This is a genomic window from Sphingobacterium sp. 18053 (genome assembly GCF_902706145.1).
Lineage (GTDB): Bacteria > Bacteroidota > Bacteroidia > Sphingobacteriales > Sphingobacteriaceae > Sphingobacterium > Sphingobacterium paramultivorum.
On the sequence record NZ_CACSJW010000002.1, the window covers coordinates 678,255 to 695,941 of the forward strand.

Annotated in this window: 13 protein-coding genes; 1 reads left to right on the top strand and 12 read right to left on the bottom strand. The window is 40.6% G+C overall.

Annotated features, from left to right (window positions below; translation table 11 throughout):
* Together GVK91_RS06735 and GVK91_RS06740 are read right to left on the bottom strand one after the other, a co-directional pair.
* Positions 1–3,369: a DUF5107 domain-containing protein gene (locus GVK91_RS06735; protein ID WP_159727563.1), complete on the bottom strand. Its 3,369-nt coding sequence runs from the start codon at positions 3,367–3,369 to the stop codon at positions 1–3.
* 54 nt (positions 3,370–3,423) lie between these two features.
* Positions 3,424–4,800 carry a sugar porter family MFS transporter gene (locus GVK91_RS06740; RefSeq protein WP_159727565.1) on the bottom strand — a complete coding sequence of 459 codons (1,377 nt, stop codon included), beginning with the start codon at positions 4,798–4,800 and terminating at the stop codon, positions 3,424–3,426.
* 129 nt (positions 4,801–4,929) lie between these two features.
* Between GVK91_RS06740 and GVK91_RS06745 the strand changes: the two genes are divergently transcribed.
* Positions 4,930–5,823 (top strand): AraC family transcriptional regulator, encoded by an 894-nt coding sequence (locus GVK91_RS06745; RefSeq protein ID WP_153844493.1) that lies wholly within the window; start codon positions 4,930–4,932, stop codon positions 5,821–5,823.
* A gap of 172 nt (positions 5,824–5,995) precedes the next feature.
* On the opposite strand, the gene GVK91_RS06750 is transcribed toward GVK91_RS06745, so the two are convergent.
* The 10 genes from GVK91_RS06750 to GVK91_RS06795 all read right to left on the bottom strand — a co-directional run bounded on the left by GVK91_RS06750 (position 5,996) and on the right by GVK91_RS06795 (position 17,673).
* Positions 5,996–6,775, bottom strand: a complete 780-nt coding sequence (locus tag GVK91_RS06750; protein WP_153844494.1) for an enoyl-CoA hydratase/isomerase family protein — start codon at positions 6,773–6,775, stop codon at positions 5,996–5,998.
* Between the two features lie 5 nt (positions 6,776–6,780).
* Positions 6,781–9,321: a DUF5686 family protein gene (locus GVK91_RS06755; protein WP_153844495.1), complete on the bottom strand. Its 2,541-nt coding sequence runs from the start codon at positions 9,319–9,321 to the stop codon at positions 6,781–6,783.
* A 126-nt stretch (positions 9,322–9,447) separates the two neighbouring features.
* Positions 9,448–10,824, bottom strand: coding sequence for an NADH-quinone oxidoreductase subunit N (locus tag GVK91_RS06760; protein WP_153844496.1), 1,377 nt, complete (start codon positions 10,822–10,824; stop codon positions 9,448–9,450).
* Between the two features lie 17 nt (positions 10,825–10,841).
* Entirely contained in the window at positions 10,842–12,284 is a 1,443-nt protein-coding gene (locus GVK91_RS06765; protein WP_159727568.1) for a NuoM family protein, read from the bottom strand.
* A gap of 14 nt (positions 12,285–12,298) precedes the next feature.
* The gene (gene nuoL / locus GVK91_RS06770) at positions 12,299–14,221 is read right to left on the bottom strand and encodes an NADH-quinone oxidoreductase subunit L (protein ID WP_159727570.1); all 1,923 of its coding nucleotides are present in this window, start codon (positions 14,219–14,221) and stop codon (positions 12,299–12,301) included.
* A 19-nt stretch (positions 14,222–14,240) separates the two neighbouring features.
* Complete coding sequence (gene nuoK / locus GVK91_RS06775) at positions 14,241–14,570, bottom strand: NADH-quinone oxidoreductase subunit NuoK (RefSeq protein ID WP_153844499.1); 330 nt, start codon at positions 14,568–14,570, stop codon at positions 14,241–14,243.
* On the bottom strand, positions 14,570–15,067 hold the full coding sequence (locus GVK91_RS06780) for an NADH-quinone oxidoreductase subunit J (RefSeq protein WP_046673083.1): 498 nt from the start codon (positions 15,065–15,067) through the stop codon (positions 14,570–14,572). The genes nuoK and GVK91_RS06780 overlap by 1 nt, the downstream gene beginning before the upstream one ends.
* Before the next feature lie 11 nt (positions 15,068–15,078).
* Entirely contained in the window at positions 15,079–15,588 is a 510-nt protein-coding gene (locus GVK91_RS06785) for an NADH-quinone oxidoreductase subunit I (protein ID WP_159727572.1), read from the bottom strand.
* Between the two features lie 13 nt (positions 15,589–15,601).
* Positions 15,602–16,645: an NADH-quinone oxidoreductase subunit NuoH gene (gene nuoH, locus GVK91_RS06790; protein WP_153844500.1), complete on the bottom strand. Its 1,044-nt coding sequence runs from the start codon at positions 16,643–16,645 to the stop codon at positions 15,602–15,604.
* An 8-nt stretch (positions 16,646–16,653) separates the two neighbouring features.
* The gene (locus tag GVK91_RS06795; RefSeq protein WP_153844501.1) at positions 16,654–17,673 is read right to left on the bottom strand and encodes a 2Fe-2S iron-sulfur cluster-binding protein; all 1,020 of its coding nucleotides are present in this window, start codon (positions 17,671–17,673) and stop codon (positions 16,654–16,656) included.
* Positions 17,674–17,687 lie beyond the last annotated feature (14 nt).

Consider the following 17,687-nt stretch of genomic DNA (forward strand, 5'->3'; position numbering starts at 1 on the left):
TTAATTCTTTAAAGAAGTTTCACCTAAGAAAGAATATATAATAGCCTGGCTCCCTTGGTGATTGGGATCCAACTGCTGCACTTGTGCCAAATAATCCATTGCCAAAGTACGATCTCCATTCCCCAAATACCCCAATCCCATGACATACAGACAATGTATCATATTCTTATGATCCAGATCTTCCTCCCAAATATCCATATCAGGCAAGGAAACTGCAAAGTAATCTATTTTAAAGGTCTTGTCAATAAATAACTTTCCATGATCTATTAAACATTGAAAACGTTGTTCAGCTCGCACCGGATCACCAAGCTCATGCCAGGCTAAACCTTGATAAAATATCTTATCTGGTTGTGGATCATTATAGAAAAGGGCCTGCTGGGGTTCATCAGCACCTTCTGTTGCTTTATAGAAATAAACCTTAGCTTCTTCGTCCATACCTAATAAACGATGGACAAGTCCCTTATAATAGTGAATATCGTTTTCTTCCATTGTAATCAGCTTACCTTCACCAAGGTTATGTGGATAATAATCAATCGCCTTTAGTAAGGAAAGCGCCTGCTGCAGTTCATTTTGCAGTATCGATTTTTTGGCCAATTCCAGCTGACATATGGTGTATTGACGAGAGACCTTACCTTCTCCTCCTTCCCAGGGCTTAAACTGCCGGGAAGCAAGCAACGTTTTCGCGCTCTCGTATTCGCCCAAGAGATTAAACAGGGTGATGCGCTCCAAGAATAGATCATCCCTAAGCTTCACCAAATCCGGATATCGATCGAGTAACGCCAACCTTTCTTTGTAAGAGCGTCCCTCCTTCTTGTAGAGCTGATGGAGCTCCATGAGTAAACGTGCATCAGTTTCATCCAATGAAAATGCGCTCTCCAATAGGGGTACAGCTTCTTTCTTCTTGTCTATCCGATTATAATAAGCTAGGGCCAAATTACGATAAACGGTAGGAAACTGTCCATCCAGTTGGATCGCATGCTCCCAACAGTCAACAGCATCCTGATGCTGTCTTTTACCATACCAAAGATTGCCCAAATAATACGAGGCCTTTGCGTCAGCACTATTTAAAACTATGGCATGTCGGAGAATTGCAATCTCTTCCAAACGATTTGGAAAACAATAAGTCGGATCCATAACGACGGCTTGGTCACAATAAGTTTTTGCCTTGTCATGCAAGCCCAAATGAGTTGCGAAATAACCTAGTGTATAATATACCAGTGGGTAAACTAAGGTTACGTCGTCAATGGTTTTTTCAAGGAGTAAAGATGCTTCTTCATACAGACCGGCATGAGCAAAATCCAATGCATACTCTATCACACTATGAATATTAACGCGCGCTAAATCGAGAATAGGAGAAAATATCGATTCTTCTTGTGTTAACAGGTACCATTCGAATCGACAGCCCATATTAAACGGATCCAATTCCATTGATTCTTGAATACATGCTAAAGCGGCATCTTTTGCTCCGAGTTTTCTTAAAATAGAGGCCTTCAGCTGTCTTCCTTTATGGTGATACCAGTTTCTGCTCAATGAGTGATCTATTTTTTCCAAAGCAGCTTTCCAATCGCCTCTCTTCGCATCAATTTGTGCCAAACCAAAATAGCCAGAATCCTTCCATGCGGCATTCCATGTTGCTTTGTAGAAAGCTGCATAAGCTCCATTCAGATCCCCAGATAATTGCAGAGCTACACCAAGGTTGTAATAAGGTTCTCCATCATAAGGATTGGGATTACGCTCGGTAGCGCGAGCGATCGCGGTCTCAAAATAAGGAATGGACTCCTCTATCTTACCGTTCCGCAACAAAAAAGCGCCCATTGCATTATTACATCTGATGTCGTTCGGTTCACGTCGCAGAGCCTCCTTATAATAATCCAATGGATTATAAGTTGCATGTCGGTACTGCTCCAGATGCTGTCCTGTCAAAAACAATTCTTCGATAGAACAAATGTCTTCAGGCAGCAATGCTGCCTGTGCTGGTTTGGGTATATCTTCGGCATCCTTCAGCTGTTCTTGCTGGTAGACCAATATTTCATGGTTATTTTTATCATACACAGTCAATATGAGTTCGGTTGGTACACTGTCCAATCCAGCAACACTTTGGGTATAAATATTCCGAGGAGAACAAGTCACTTGTTCGTCCAAATAGATTGTACCGGCCGTATTACGTAACAAAACACGTATACTTTCATACGTCCCTGTTGTATACAGGACAATGTGAGCAGTCTGCTCCCTAACCTCCATATTGAGCACCGCATCTTTTGTTGCATTTTTCACCTGTCCGACTTCTGCGTAAGGCATAAAATACTGAGACCAAGATTTCACTTCGTAGGGTTGTAACCAAGCAAAATCAGGCTGATTATCTGTATATACACCAGCCATCAATTCAATATATGGTCCATTTTCATCTGTCAGGTTTCTATCCCAAGCGACACCAAAGTCACCATTTCCCCAGGTCCACTGTTTTTTCCCCGGTGAAATGTGATGGTCGGCCACATGTAACATCCCCGCATTGGTAGCACCGGCCTCATAGCCGCCAACGAAGTTGTATTTCGATTGAATGGCCATATAGGATGTCGGAACAGGAATATTCCTGTATTGCGCAATATCAACACCTGCCGAGTAATCGTACTTGTAATAGGTCCCCGTAGCAATCGGGAAAGAAGAAACCTCTCGCTTTCCATGATCAAAAACGGCATTGACATCGGGAGGGAACACGGAATAATAGTCGTCATTCACAACAACAGCCGGATTGGCCCACCACAGAAAAGTTTGTGGCAATGCTGTCCGATTATACACCTGAACCTTGATTTCCAGATACGCTTTGTCGGGATGCAAAGTAAATCCCTGCATGGCCTTCATCCGAAACATACGCTCGATTTCGTTGCACCAAACCGTAATACTTCCATCGCTGTTGTGTTCGATTAAATGCTCTGTTGGCATAAAAGTAGTCGGTCGATGATGCTGGGGCCAATTAAATTCAATCCCTCCGGAAATCCAAGGACCAGTGAGCCCAACCAAAGCGGGCTTGATAACTTCATTATAGTAAACGAAATGTCGTTCTCTAACTTTATCATAAGCCATATGAACCCGTCCACCTAAAGCTGGAAGAATCATCACCTTGATATATTCATTTTCAAGAAATAGCGCTTGATATATCTTGTTTCGCTTCTGATCGCTAATTTTCTCTATTATCGGATAAGGATATACTACCCCTGAGCTACCTTGGTATACGCGCTTTTCGGCAAATATGGGATTCTTCTCCATCGTCCCAATCTCGTATGTTGGAATTGCAACCTGCTCCTCCCATGCTTTTACGATCCCTTTCTGGTCAACTGTTGATTTTATGAGGTAACGAGTCAATTCTGTCATTTTCTTAATACGCTAATAGGTTTATATAGGTCGAGTTGATTATCCTGGTGCCAATTATCCTTCCAGTTCTTGTTCAATTTCTTCTAAGCTTTTTCCTTTGGTCTCTTTCAGTCGGCTCCACAGAAACAGATAGCCAATAAAACAGACTCCACCATACAGCCAGAATGTACCAGCTGCGCCCAGATTTTGATTCAGTAAAGGAAAAGTATAAGTGAGCACAAAACATGCAATCCATAATAACGATGTCGCAATCGCCATGGCCTGCGCCCTTACAGCGGTAGGGAATATTTCGGCGATGATTACCCAAGTAACAGGTGCCAAGGTCATTGCATACACCGCAATTCCGGCTAACACAAGCAGAAGCACGAAAATTCCACTGCAATTGAAATAATAACAAGCTCCTAAGGCAATATAAATCACAAAAAGCCCTGCCGATCCGAAGAGCATCAATGCACGACGACCAATTCGATCGACCAGATACATGCCGATGAATGTAAAAATTACATTGATCACTCCAGTGATAATAATATTGAAAAGCATCCCCGAAACTGTATATCCAGCAGCCGTAAAAATTTCTTGGGCGTAATTAAAAATAACATTAATCCCACACCACTGCTGAAAGACCGCAATAAAACTCCCTAGCAACAACAAGCGCAGCAACTTGCCCTGAAATAAATTTCTTTTTCGAGCTTTACCCTGACTTAGCTCAGCCGCCTCGGCAATAGATCGTATATTTTCTGCTGCATATTCATCTCCACCCATGCGTAAAAACACGCGCTTTGCCTGTTCGTGCTTCCCTTTCGAATACAACCAACGGGGACTTTCGGGAATCAGGAAAAGTAATACCAAAAAAAAGACCGCTGGGATCGCACCTGCCCAAAACATCCACCTCCAACCCTCTTGCCCATTCCAGGTTTCTAGAATAGATTCTCCAGCTAAAACCGGCTTAGCAATGAGCCAATTAACCACCTGTGCTGTAAGTATGCCCAGTACAATGGTTAATTGATTGACTGATACAAATTTTCCCCGACTTTCTGCAGGGGCGATTTCCGCGATATACATCGGAGCCAAATTGGAGGCTACACCAATACCTATCCCGCCCAAAATCCGATAAATAATAAAGGTGTCAAGTTCGGACGCCATGCCGGTTCCCAATGCAGAAATTATAAATAAAATTGCAGCTGTATAAATCAGTGGTTTTCTACCAAAGCGATCTGCCAATCCCCCCGAGAGCAGTACACCAACAAAGCTTCCCACAATCGCCGAAGACATGGCCCATCCTTGCAATGCAGGATCGGATTTCAAATGAAAATAAGCCTCATAAAATGGTTTCGCACCTCCAATAACTACCCAATCATATCCAAATAGAAATCCACCAATAGCAGCCACAAAAGTGATCAATAGCAGATAGGTCGTCGCAGTCTTTTGCATAAGAGTTTACATATTTAGATTTACTTAGGTAAAAGTAATGGATTACTTGGGGAGAATCATGTAAGTGAACACGATAAACATGTAAAATATTACTATTTTTATAAGGATAACCAAAAACAAGCTCGATTTATGAAACAAAACCAAGATGTCATCGCTGAAGGATTCAAAGGAGAAAAGGCGATTGTCCTTCCCTATGCCGTCTGCAATTACCTGGCAGACAATAGCATTACATCAAAATTACACATCACACATATCGGCTATTATCCCAATGCAAAAAAACACTACCGTGATCGTCAAGAAGGATGTAAGGAATATATTCTGATTTATTGCGAAGAAGGAAGTGGTTGGATAAAACAGGATGAAACAACGCACAACCTTAAAAGAAACGATGTATTTATAATACCGAGAGATAGTGCACATTGCTATGGAGCAAAATCAAATGATCCCTGGAGCATCTATTGGATTCATTTCATCGGGACAGATGCGGCTCTTTTTAAACATATCATGGGCGAAGTGATTCATATAGATGACGCGGATTCAAACAAACATGCCAACCGCATCCAACTCTTCGAAAGCATCTACAAAAACCTCGAAATGGGATACAGTCCAGAAAATTTGGAGTATACGAGTTTTTGCTTCCAATATTTTTTAGCTTCCATTCAATATCAGGCACAGTTTAGAGAAAGTAACCGAATTCAAGTAGACAATATTATACAGGACATCATCATATTTATGAAAGACAACCTGGAGAACGATATCAATCTGGATGATATTTCAGCACATTTCAGCTACTCCAAATCACATCTTATAAACTTGTTCAAGCAGAAAACGTCTTACCCACCCATGGTATATTACAATCAACTCCGTATGCAAAGAGCTTGCTCTTACCTACAATTTACACTACTTAAGATTAAAGAAATCGCATTCAAACTCCACTTTTATGATCCCTTTCATTTTTCAAAAGCGTTTACACGAGAAATGAAAATGTCGCCACAAGAATATCGCAAAAAATATCAAAAATAAAGTCGGTTAAACCCTTCGGATTCATATGCCATCTAGACCAGTCACCTCTAAACGATTGGTTATAAACGATTAGCTCTCCATTCGAACATCTTTTCTTGGCTATCTCTCACTCTTCATCGACACTCAAACCTGCCAATACACAAGGTATAGCGTTTAGCGAAGTATTGCGGCATTATTCAAAATTGGGTGTCCTTTTCCCTAAAAATGCTGAAACACCTTCTTTGAAATCTTCTGTCCCGAACAAATGTCCGAAGGCATCCATTTCCAACTTATTTCCGTTTTGTTGTCTATCCTCAGCAGCATTAATAGCTGCAATAGCATTTGCCACTGCAACGCGCGAGCGCGTAAATATCTTTTGGAGTATTTCCTCCGCTCGGGCAATTAGTTTATCCTGTGCGATCACCTCATTGACCAGTCCTAGTTCATAAGCTCGCTGCGCATCAATCATATCGCCCGTTAAAATCATTTGCATAGCCTGCCCTTTTCCGATCAATTTGGGCAAACGCTGCGTACCTCCGTAACCCGGAATCAGGCCTAAAGAAACCTCCGGAAGTCCCATTTTGGCATTTTCAGAAGCTATACGGATATGGCAAGCTAAAGCCATCTCCAGCCCTCCGCCTAAAGCATATCCATTTATAGCAGCAATAACTGGCTTAGGAGAACCTTCGATAAGATCCGTAAAGATAATATGCCCTCTTTCACTAAGCCATCGCGCCTGAATCACAGACAAATCCATAAATTCCTTGATATCCGCGCCCGCGGCAAATGCTTTATGTCCGGCGCCAGTCAGGATAATACCCCTTACATGATCATCGGAATTGAAATGTTTGAAGATATCTTGCAATTCATCAAGCGTTTCCTGATTTAAGGCATTCAGTTGCGGCTCGCGATTAATGATGACATAGCCAATACTATCTTTAATGGCATACTTTAAATTTGAATATTGAACCATAATTGCTAAAAATTAAAATGTAAGGATGCCGTAAAAGTATCAGAAGGAACTCCTTCTCCGCCTTTATAGCTTAATCTCTTTTTATACTCTAATCTAATCAATTTAAAGATATTATCCACCCCCACAAGTCCTTCTACATAAGGTTTATTTCGCACTGCTTTTGTTTGAATAATACCATCCTTGTCCGCTTCAAACTGAATATTTTCGGGCGTAACAAAGGGATTGTTGGCATCGCTTAACTTTCCATAAAACGCCTTGAATCCTGTTACTTCACGCCACTTTAACCGTCTGAACAAAGGAATTCTATTAAAAAAGAAACCATTCCAATTGTGGTAATAAGTCAATTTCAAAAACTGGTCTGAAACAAATTCCGAGGTAGCCATCAAGTCAAAATTCACCAACGGGCCCTGCTTATCTTTAGTGACTTCTGGAAGTTCCAGTAAGGTATAAGGCAGGTGTTTCCCCCAAATTCTCCCGCCTGAGAATTCAAAATCAGCCTGTCCTGCTGGCGATAAGAACAATCGTTTGAACACACTGAACCGCAACGCATCATAACTATAATCTGCCCCCCAAAATCCTTTCAGGCCTTTATTATATTGCAGGGTAAAAATGGGATATTTATTTTCTACTGTTCCCCTGTCGAGATTATGATAAGTAAATTCTTCATTCGGAGCCCAACGCAAAATTAGCTGTAGATCATTTGTATTTACTTGGCGGATTGTATCCGGTAAAGGTAGACTATTGATATAAAACAAATCACCGCGAGGTTGTCTGCGGGTATGTGTAAATGCCGTTCCTACACTAATATGGTTCCCAAATTCGATCAGATGATCGATACGATAGATATCATTAAACTGCCATTTATTCGGTCTGTTTTTCCCAAAAGAACGGAAGAAACCATCTCCTTTTAAAAAACCCAAACCTCGCCCCGGTTCCATAACGTCGTGCTGTACGGTAAAGCGCAAATAATTTGCCGGAAACTGAACAATACGTTCTCCATTTAAAGTAAATGCCGTACTCAAGTAGTATTTTAGCGCTTTGTCTTTATCGCCATAGGCTGTGTATCCTTCAATGTAGGCCTTTTCCGAAAACAACCGTGTTGTTCGACCACTCATCCTAAAACGATTCCCTTCGTAATTATTACGGCTATAAAGATATTCCAGAGGACCAAACTCAACTTTCCCGGCATTATAATACCCCTTTGCCAATAAATAGCCCAATGCTACTAACTGATTAAAAGAACGCATATTCTGTACCGAATCAACTTTTTGATATGCCCCTAATTCAGCATGGCTTAATGGGCTTGGTCTGACCCCTCCTATGGGTACATGCGGTGCGGACTGGAGGAGATACCTTTTTTCAACAGGTACACCCGCAAAATTCTCATTCGAAATAGAATCGGTGCGATGTCCTAAGTATTGGGTTTCCCTGCGCCCATACAATACATCCGACTTGCTCCCGCCAAATAACATTTTCAGGTCTGCATGAACGGGAAGCATGCTACCGTTTTTAAATTCGCTATAGCTGAGATCTATCTGCACGTCATTTATCCAATTGATATTTGCAGTACGTCCGATATTCAATGTCGCGCGATGAACGGCATACCTTGTATCATCTGAGATTAGTAGATCACCATAGAAGAGCAGATCAATTTCCGATTTACCTTCAAAATGGAGCTCAATATAATCCTTCCCCTCTATCTTAATCGTATCTTGAATTTTGTATTTATAAAATGCCGTGGCACCGGCTGCAATAGGGCTTAAGACCCCTTTGTTTGTGATCTGAATTGTATTATCATAGAGATCAACATCACGGAGTATCGTCTGAAACCGTGTCTGCCAATTATCATTGTTAAAAAAACGTGGATTTAATTCGGTCTGATTGTGGCTAATGACAATCTTCTTACTCCGATCTGGATTATGGGACGAATAGATATTAGCATAGTTTTCTTCCAAATAAAAGGGTGCTATGGTCTGCCCCCGAAAAGCTGTAGAATCGACATTTTCAAAGAGGAATCGGAATGGTTTCGGAAATTTTTTCGCTTTATCCTCAGGATTGACAAAACCAAATTGCGTCTTCTCGTATTCGTCAAAACGAATTTCAGGTATTCGGGTATAATGATTTTGTGGTCGATGCGCTATCACCTGTTCGATCAGTGCAATAGCTGGATCTTTAGGCTTTTTGTTTTTTCGATTGACCACGACCTCCTCTAATGTATTATTCGAGGCAATTAAATGCACCGTCAGCATAGAATCTTGTAAACGACGAACATCCACCGTCCGCCGCTCATACCCCACTGCTCCAAATACAAGTTGTCTGTATTTCTTGATATCTAGAATCTTAAAATACCCAAGGGTATCACTACTACCACCACTATCTTCCCCAAGCCAGTTGATTGAAACCCTTGAAATGCCCTTGCCTGTTTGTGCATCAACAACCTTTCCACGAATAAAGTCCTGTGCAATTACTTGTCCGCAGATAACGAAGAAAAGTAACACACATAAAACATGAATCGAAAAAGATTTAACACACACTTTAAACGCCATCTGCAATTTGATAGGATTTCTTTTTTACAATATACAATTTGTATGCAAGAGTTATACCAATAAAAATAAAAAAAGCACAGCGAAATCGCCATGCTCTAATAAACAACAAGTATTTTAACAGAAACTTTATATTAATTTTAAAAGGCAGTCTGGATATACCCCAATTAAGATTGTAAGCATTACGGCAAGGAATAATACCAATGAATAATTCCACTGCACATTGACACAGGATTCGTCACTGTCTCTAAAGTACATCGCAACGACAACTTTTAAGTAGTAATACACGGCAATGCCTGCATTGATTACCGCCAATACGAGCAAAACAATATGATAATTTTCCATAACAGAAGAAAACATCATAAACTTACCGATAAATCCAGCTGTCAGTGGTATTCCCGCAAGAGAAAGCATGGCTATCGTGATGGCAAATGCGAGCAAAGGATTTCGTTTGCCCAAGCCATTAAAAGCTTCAAAATGCTCGGAGCCAGTCGTTTTCTTGACAAGGATCAATCCCGTAAAGGCAACAATGGTTGCCAGTGAATAGGCAAGGCCATAAGCAAAGATACTATTAGCCGAAGTAGCCCCAACTGCTACAATCGCAAATAACATATACCCAGCATGCGAAACACTTGAATAGGCAAGCATGCGTTTGAAGGAAGACTGCATTAATGCAGAAATATTTCCAACAAATAAGGTAAGAATGGCGATCACTAAGAAAACCGGAGTCCAAAAATCTTGTAAAGGCAATAGACTATAACTGAATAAACGTAACAATCCAGCAAAAGAAGCAACTTTAACGACCGTACTCATATAACTCGTAATCAGTATCGGAGCTCCATCATAAACATCTGGTGTCCAGAAATGAAAGGGAACAGCCCCCACCTTGAACGTCAGTCCCACAATGAGGAGCAATATACCTCCATAAAACAAAGGCGAAATTGCCTGCGGGTTATTGACAACATAGTCTTTGATTTCACCTAAATCAAATGATCCTGTAGCACCGTATAACAGGGCAATACCAAACAGCAGAAACCCGGTAGAGAAAGCTCCCATCAAAAAGTACTTTAATGCCGCTTCATTTGATGCTTTGTCTCTTTTACGTATACCGACCAAAATATAAAGCGCTACAGACATAATTTCAATACCTAAAAAAAGCATTGAAAAATTATGATAACTATTCACAAGAACAGCACCTGTGAGGGAGAAAATCAATAACGAATAATACTCCGCAATTTGTCCCTCCTCATCGAAATATCCCTTTGATATTACAAAGATGCACAAGGTAACCGCGATACATAAGATCGAGAAAGCAATAGCATAATGATCAAAATGAACCATCCCACTATAGAGAGGTCCGCTGGTAGAAGTCCAGTCATTCCATAAGAAACCAATAGCGACCAAGAAGCCAAGAATAGAAACAGGCAGCAGCATAGATTTCATCTTGAATAAACCAAGATAAAGGACGACTAATGCTAATATCGAAAGTGTAATTATTGCACCCATACAATTAAATATATCTATTATCTGCCTAAAAATGTACTTAAAACTTCCACAGAACCTGCAGAAAGGTTCAATAGGAAATTAGGGAATATACCAATATAAAGGATCAATACGGAGACCACTGTCAATACAATAAGTTCCGTTCCTTTTATATCTTCAAATTGTATAGTTCTTTCGGTCGTTTCTCCCAGCATCGTTCCTTGATAAAGCCTAAGGATATAAACTGCACCCAGAATTAAGGTTAAACCCGCGAAAACCGCAAACCAAAATCCATATTGAAAGACGCCTTTCAATAATAAAAACTCACCAATAAATCCATTCGTTAATGGTAACCCCACTGCTCCCATACAAATAATCATAAAGAAGATGGCCAACCGAGGCGCCTTGCTTGCTATTCCGCCGAGCTCAGTGAGACTACGTGTCTGTGTGCGTTGCTGTATAATATCCAACACATAAAAAAGCCCTATCACAGAAATACCGTGATTTAACATTTGAATAGTTGCTCCACTCAGGCCATTCGTATTCCATGTGAAGACACCAGCACTAATTAAGCCAACGTGGGCTATTGATGAATATGCGATCAATCGCTTCACATCATCTTGTTTAATTGCAATAATGGAAGCATAAACGATCCCAATAACGCATAAGATCATTGCAAAATGTCCGTATAGAGCAACACCAGCCGGTGCAATAGGCAATAGCCAACGCATTAAACCATAAACCCCCATTTTGAGCATGATACCCGCCAACAACATCGTACCTGCTGCAGGTGCGTTTGTATACGTATTGGGTTGCCAGGTATGAAAAGGAAAAATTGGTATTTTGATGGCGAAAGCAACAAAAAAAGCCCAAAATAACCATCTCTGCGTATTTTCCCCCAAATCTAATGCTATAAATGAAGTCCATTCAAAATCACGATTGGGTACTTGTTGATAGAGATAAAGAATACCGATCAACATCAAAAGGCTCCCCAAAAAAGTATAAATAAAGAATTTCAAATTTACGCGAATACGATCTCCTTCACCCCAAAGTGCACAAATAAAATAAATCGGAATCAAGGCAATCTCCCAACCCACATAAAAAGTAAACGCATCCAAGGCCATAAATACGAGCAATAAGCCCGCTTGCATAAAAGCCATTAATGCATAAAAGTTTCCTTTATAATCCTTCTTAAAGGTTGTAGCAATAATTAAAGGCATCAGTCCATTCGTCAATAATATCAGCGGCAAGCTAATTCCATCAACGCCGATATGAAAATGAATATGCAATGAAGAAATCCATAGCCAATTTTGTTCAAATTGCATTCCGCCATTTGCGTCAAAAGTACAAAGGAAAGGAATAGTCAAAGCCAAAGACAGTAATGATAAAATCAAGGCAATAGACTTTGCAGCATTGGTCTTTAAAAACGTTAGAATCAATGCGCTTATTAACGGCAATAAAATAAGTAAAAACAAGTTATCCATCGATTACACCAAAATTAAAGACTCAACAATCCATAGATGAAAATGGCAATCACCCCAATTACCATCATCAATAAATAAAAACCAACATTACCATTCTGGAGCAAACGCAATACTTTTCCTGTATCAAATGTTGCTTTCCCGGCACCATTAACAACACCGTCAATGCCACGTTGATCCACAACATTCCCGAAGAAAGACGAGAGCCAATTGATGGGACGTACAATGATGCTATCATAAAGTTCATCCACGTAAAACTTATTGTAAGATAGATTCGCCAAGAAACTTCTGGTACCTTCTCCCGCTTCAGGTAACTGTTGTCGTTTAACATACTTGTTAAAGGCTAAAGCAACCATAATCAATACTCCAACAACAGAAACAGCCATTAATAAATATTCAGTACTGTGTTCCAAATGATGAGTTGCAGGCATTATTGCTTTTCCCTCTGAGAACACCGGCGCCAGGAAGTCCTCAAGCCAATGATTACCACCCAAAACAGCTGGTAAGTTGATCACACCTCCAACCACAGAAAGTATAGCCAATACAATGAGTGGCATTGTCATACTCTTTGGAGATTCATGCAAATGATGTTTTTGCTCTTCCGTACCACGGAATGTTCCAAAAAAGGTCATAAACAGCATCCTAAACATATAGAATGCCGTCATTAATGCACCAATAAAACCTAAACCCCATAAGACCGGACTAGCGGCAAAAGCCCCCGCCAATATTTCGTCTTTGGAGAAGAAGCCAGAGAATGGCGGAATTCCTGCAATCGCGATTGTCCCCATCAACATCGTCAGATAAGTAATAGGCATTGCTTTCTTCAAGCCGCCCATTTTACGCATATCCTGTTCCTCACTCATACCATGTATAACAGATCCGGCCCCTAAGAATAGTAATGCTTTGAAAAAGGCATGAGTCAATACATGGAAAAACGCTCCAGTAAATGCTCCGACACCGAGGCCAAGAAACATATAGCCCAATTGTGAAACTGTGGAATAAGCCAATACTTTCTTAATATCATTTTGTGTCAATGCAATCGCAGCAGCTAACAGGGCTGTACAGATAGCTATGACAGAAATGAGCTGCAACGTAAACGGTGAAAGAATAAACAATACATTGGAACGTGCAATCATATAAATACCGGCTGTAACCATCGTCGCCGCATGGATCAGGGCCGACACGGGTGTCGGGCCAGCCATGGCATCTGGCAACCAGGTAAACAAAGGTATCTGCGCCGATTTACCTGTTGCAGCAATAAATAACAAAATGGTAATGCTAACGACTGTGATATCACCAACAGCAAAATTCTTGGCCGCTGGAAATACAGTCGAAAATTCTAAGGAGCCAAAAGTCCCAAGTATTAAAAATACCGCAAGCAGAAAACCTAAATCTCCTATTCTATTCATCACAAATGCTTTTTTTGCCGCATTTGCATACGAACTATTCTTATACCAAAAGCCAATCAATAAATAGGAACATAGTCCTACACCTTCCCAGCCTATGAACATGACCAGGTAATTGGATCCCAATACCAATAGCAACATAAAAAAGATAAAGAGATTCAAATAAGCGAAGAACTTACCAAATCCATTATCATGATGCATATAACCAATAGAATAGACATGGATAAGGAAACCAATTCCCGTAACGATTAAGAGCATAATCGCACTTAACGGATCTACTAAAAAGGACAGACCGATCTTGAGATTGCCCACTGCAATCCAATCAAATACATGTTGTTCAATGATGCCTGCTTGTCCAGCTTGTCTCGCTTGGTAGACTTCGGAGAAAAGAAGGCAGCTACATACAAAAGAAATAAGCACTACAGCACTGCCAACAGCGCCTATCATACCTTTGGAAAAGGTATTCCTACCCAATCCGTTCACTATAAACCCGATTAAGGGCAAAAGGGGAATCAACCAAACTAATTCACTCATCGTATTTATTTCTTAAGTTCTACCAACGAAGTTTATTTAAGGAATCGATATCCACAGACTTCGTATTCCGATATACCATAATAATAATCGCAAGGCCTACGGCAACTTCTGCCGCCGCCAATGCCATGATAAAGAAGACAAAGACCTGTCCAGACGCATCGCCATGCTGCACGGAAAAAGCAGCTAAAAGAAGATTCACCGCATTCAGCATCAATTCAATAGACATCATAATAATAATGACGTTACGGCGAATAAGAACACCGATAACACCAATAACGAAAATAATCGCACAAAAAATCAGATAATGATTTATTGGCACCCCCTGTAACTGTTGAACAACTGTTTCCATTAGATTTGTTTAGGTTCTTTCTTAGCTAATAATATTGCTCCAATCATTGCCGTCAATAACAATAATGATGATAACTCAAAAGGAAGCAAAAATTCGTTAAACAACACCTTACCCAGATTCTTAACCAACCCGATTTCTGGATTAACAACAGTCAAGGGATTAGAAATATCAAATACGCGGTATACACCGAAGAAAGTCACCAATAGGCAACAGCCGGCGATAACCCCCATAAACTTAACCAAGTTGGATTTCATGGGTTCGGTATCCTTATTCAGGTTGAGCAGCATCAATACAAATAAAAACAAAACCATGATGGCTCCCATATATACGATGAAATTCACCACAGCCAGAAACTGTGCATTCAAAAGAATATAATGTATTGTAAACGTAAAAAACGTAATGACCAGATACAGTACACTGTGTACAGGATTTTTTGTAAAAATGGTCAGCAGCGCAAAGAAAATAGACAAGAAGGCTACAAAATAAAATACTGTCATAATTTCCTGTTTTAGCTCTTTAATTTGGTAATATCAAAAGTTTGTTCTACCAATTTATCTTTTCCATAGATAAAATCCTTACGGAGATAATCTGCTGTCACATGCGGTCCATCCAGATAAATCGCTTCTTTCGGACAGGCCTCTTCACATAGACCACAGAAAATACAACGCAACATATTGATTTCATATACCGACGCATATTTTTCTTCGCGGTAAAGATTTTCTTCACCTTTTTTCCGCTCGGCAGCAGTCATTGTAATCGCCTCTGCAGGGCAGGACAAAGCACATAATCCACAGGCTGTACATCGCTCACGCCCTTCCTCATCACGTTTGAGCGAATGTTGCCCTCTGAAGTTTTTCGAATAAGGTCTTATTTCCTCAGGATATTTAATGGTTGGAATTTTCTTGAAAAAATGCCTTAATGTAATGCGTAAACCTTTGATAATAGCCGGAAAGTAAATTCTTTCCGAAAATGTCATCGGTTTTTGTTCGATTACTTTTTTACGATTGGTTAGTTGCATAAAAAGTCCTTTCTTATGAGAAATAAGTATCTTTAATCAATGTAAATACACCTGTAAGTACAATATTGGCAATCGCCAATGGAATCAACATCTTCCAGCCCAGATTCATCAATTGATCGTAGCGGAAACGTGGTAAAGTCCAACGCACCCACATAAAGAAAAAGATAAACAGCAATATTTTAATGAAGAATGCAACCACCCCGATGATCGTGATCATATTGGCCGACCATCCCAGATCATTCATAAAAGGGAAATTATAACCGCCAAAATAAAGTGATGCCATCAATGCAGAGGAAACGAACATGTTAATATATTCGGAAAACATGTAGAGTCCCAATTTCATGGAGGAGTACTCCGTATGGTAACCACCAACAAGCTCCGTTTCACATTCTGGCAAATCAAACGGAACCCGATTACACTCGGCAAAAGCACAGACCATAAAAATGATAAAACCCAGCGGCTGTGCCCAGATATTCCAATTGACAAAACCAGACTGTTGAGCAACAATTTCTTCCAGTGTCAAGGTACGCGTCACCATCAACAGAGCGATAAGCGACAATCCCATTGCAATCTCATAGCTGATACTCTGTGACGCTGCACGAATTGCACCCATAAGCGAGAATTTATTATTGGAGGCCCAGCCACCCAACATGATACCATATACGCCAAGTGCAATCACACCAAACATATACAACACCCCAACATTGATACCCTGCGCAACCTGCAAAGAAATTGTGCGATCTCCAATCTGCAATTCCTGTCCCCAAGGAATAACGGCTGAACTAATACATGCCGTTATAATCGCAATTGTAGGCCCCAAAATAAAGAGCACCTTGTGTGCGCCCGCAGGGATAATTTCCTCTTTAAAGAAAAACTTCCCCCCGTCACATAAAGGTTGTAAGATTCCGAAGATACCGGCCCGATCGGGGCCATATCGATCTTGCATAAAGCCTGCAATTTTACGTTCCGCAAGTGTCGAATACATCGCGATCACCAAGGTGATAACGAATACAATAGACACCAGTATTAATTTTTCTATGACAAAAGACCACTCCATATTTGTGATTATTTCAATTTTTCTGTTCTAGCCAACTGTTCGCGATTTTGTTCCTGTAGCATTGGATTCTCCTTAACAACTTTCGGCGGATTAAATAACTCGTAGTGATTGGCAGAAATGACGGAATGTCGGTCTATTTCTGTCGGTTCCTCTAAGACCCAATCGCTTGTTTTTTTCTGATCAAAGCGACAGGTATTACAGATAAACTCTTCCACTTCACCAAACTCATCCTTTCGAGCAGTTACCCGAATGACCTCTTCTCCCTTATACCATAAGGTTACCTTACCCGAACATGTCGGACAATCACGATGAGCATCGACAGGCTTCGTAAACCATACCCTGTTCTTGAAACGGAAGGTTTTATCTGTCAAAGCTCCCACAGGACATACATCAATAACATTTCCGGAGAAATCGTTATCGATTACATTTTCAATATAAGTCGATATCTCGGCGTGATCTCCTCGTCCTAAGATACCGTGTACACGCTGGTCAGTCAACTGATTTGCGACATAAACACAACGGTAACATAAGATACAACGGTTCATATGCAATTGGATCTTATCGCCCAAATCAATGCGTTCGAAGGTACGTCGATTGAATTCGTAGCGTGTATGAGCACTGCCGTGTTCATATCCAAGATCCTGCAATTTACATTCACCAGCCTGATCGCAGATTGGACAATCTAAGGGATGGTTAATCAATAAGATTTCAACAACACCTTTTCTCGCTTCCACCACCTCTGGCGAAGTAATATTTTGTACTTCCATACCGTCCATTACCGTTGTACGACAAGAAGCCACCAATTTCGGCATCGGTCTTGGATCCTTTTCAGATCCCTTGGAGACTTTTACCAAACAGGTACGGCATTTACCGCCACTTCCCTCCAGTTTGGAGTAGTAACACATTGCCGGAGGGACTATATCGCCGCCGATCTGTCTCGCTGCATTTAATATGCTTGTCCCAGGAGCAACCTCTACCGGTATACCATCGATGGTGACCTTAAACTTTACATCTTCCGCTTCTGCCATGATATGATTAATTT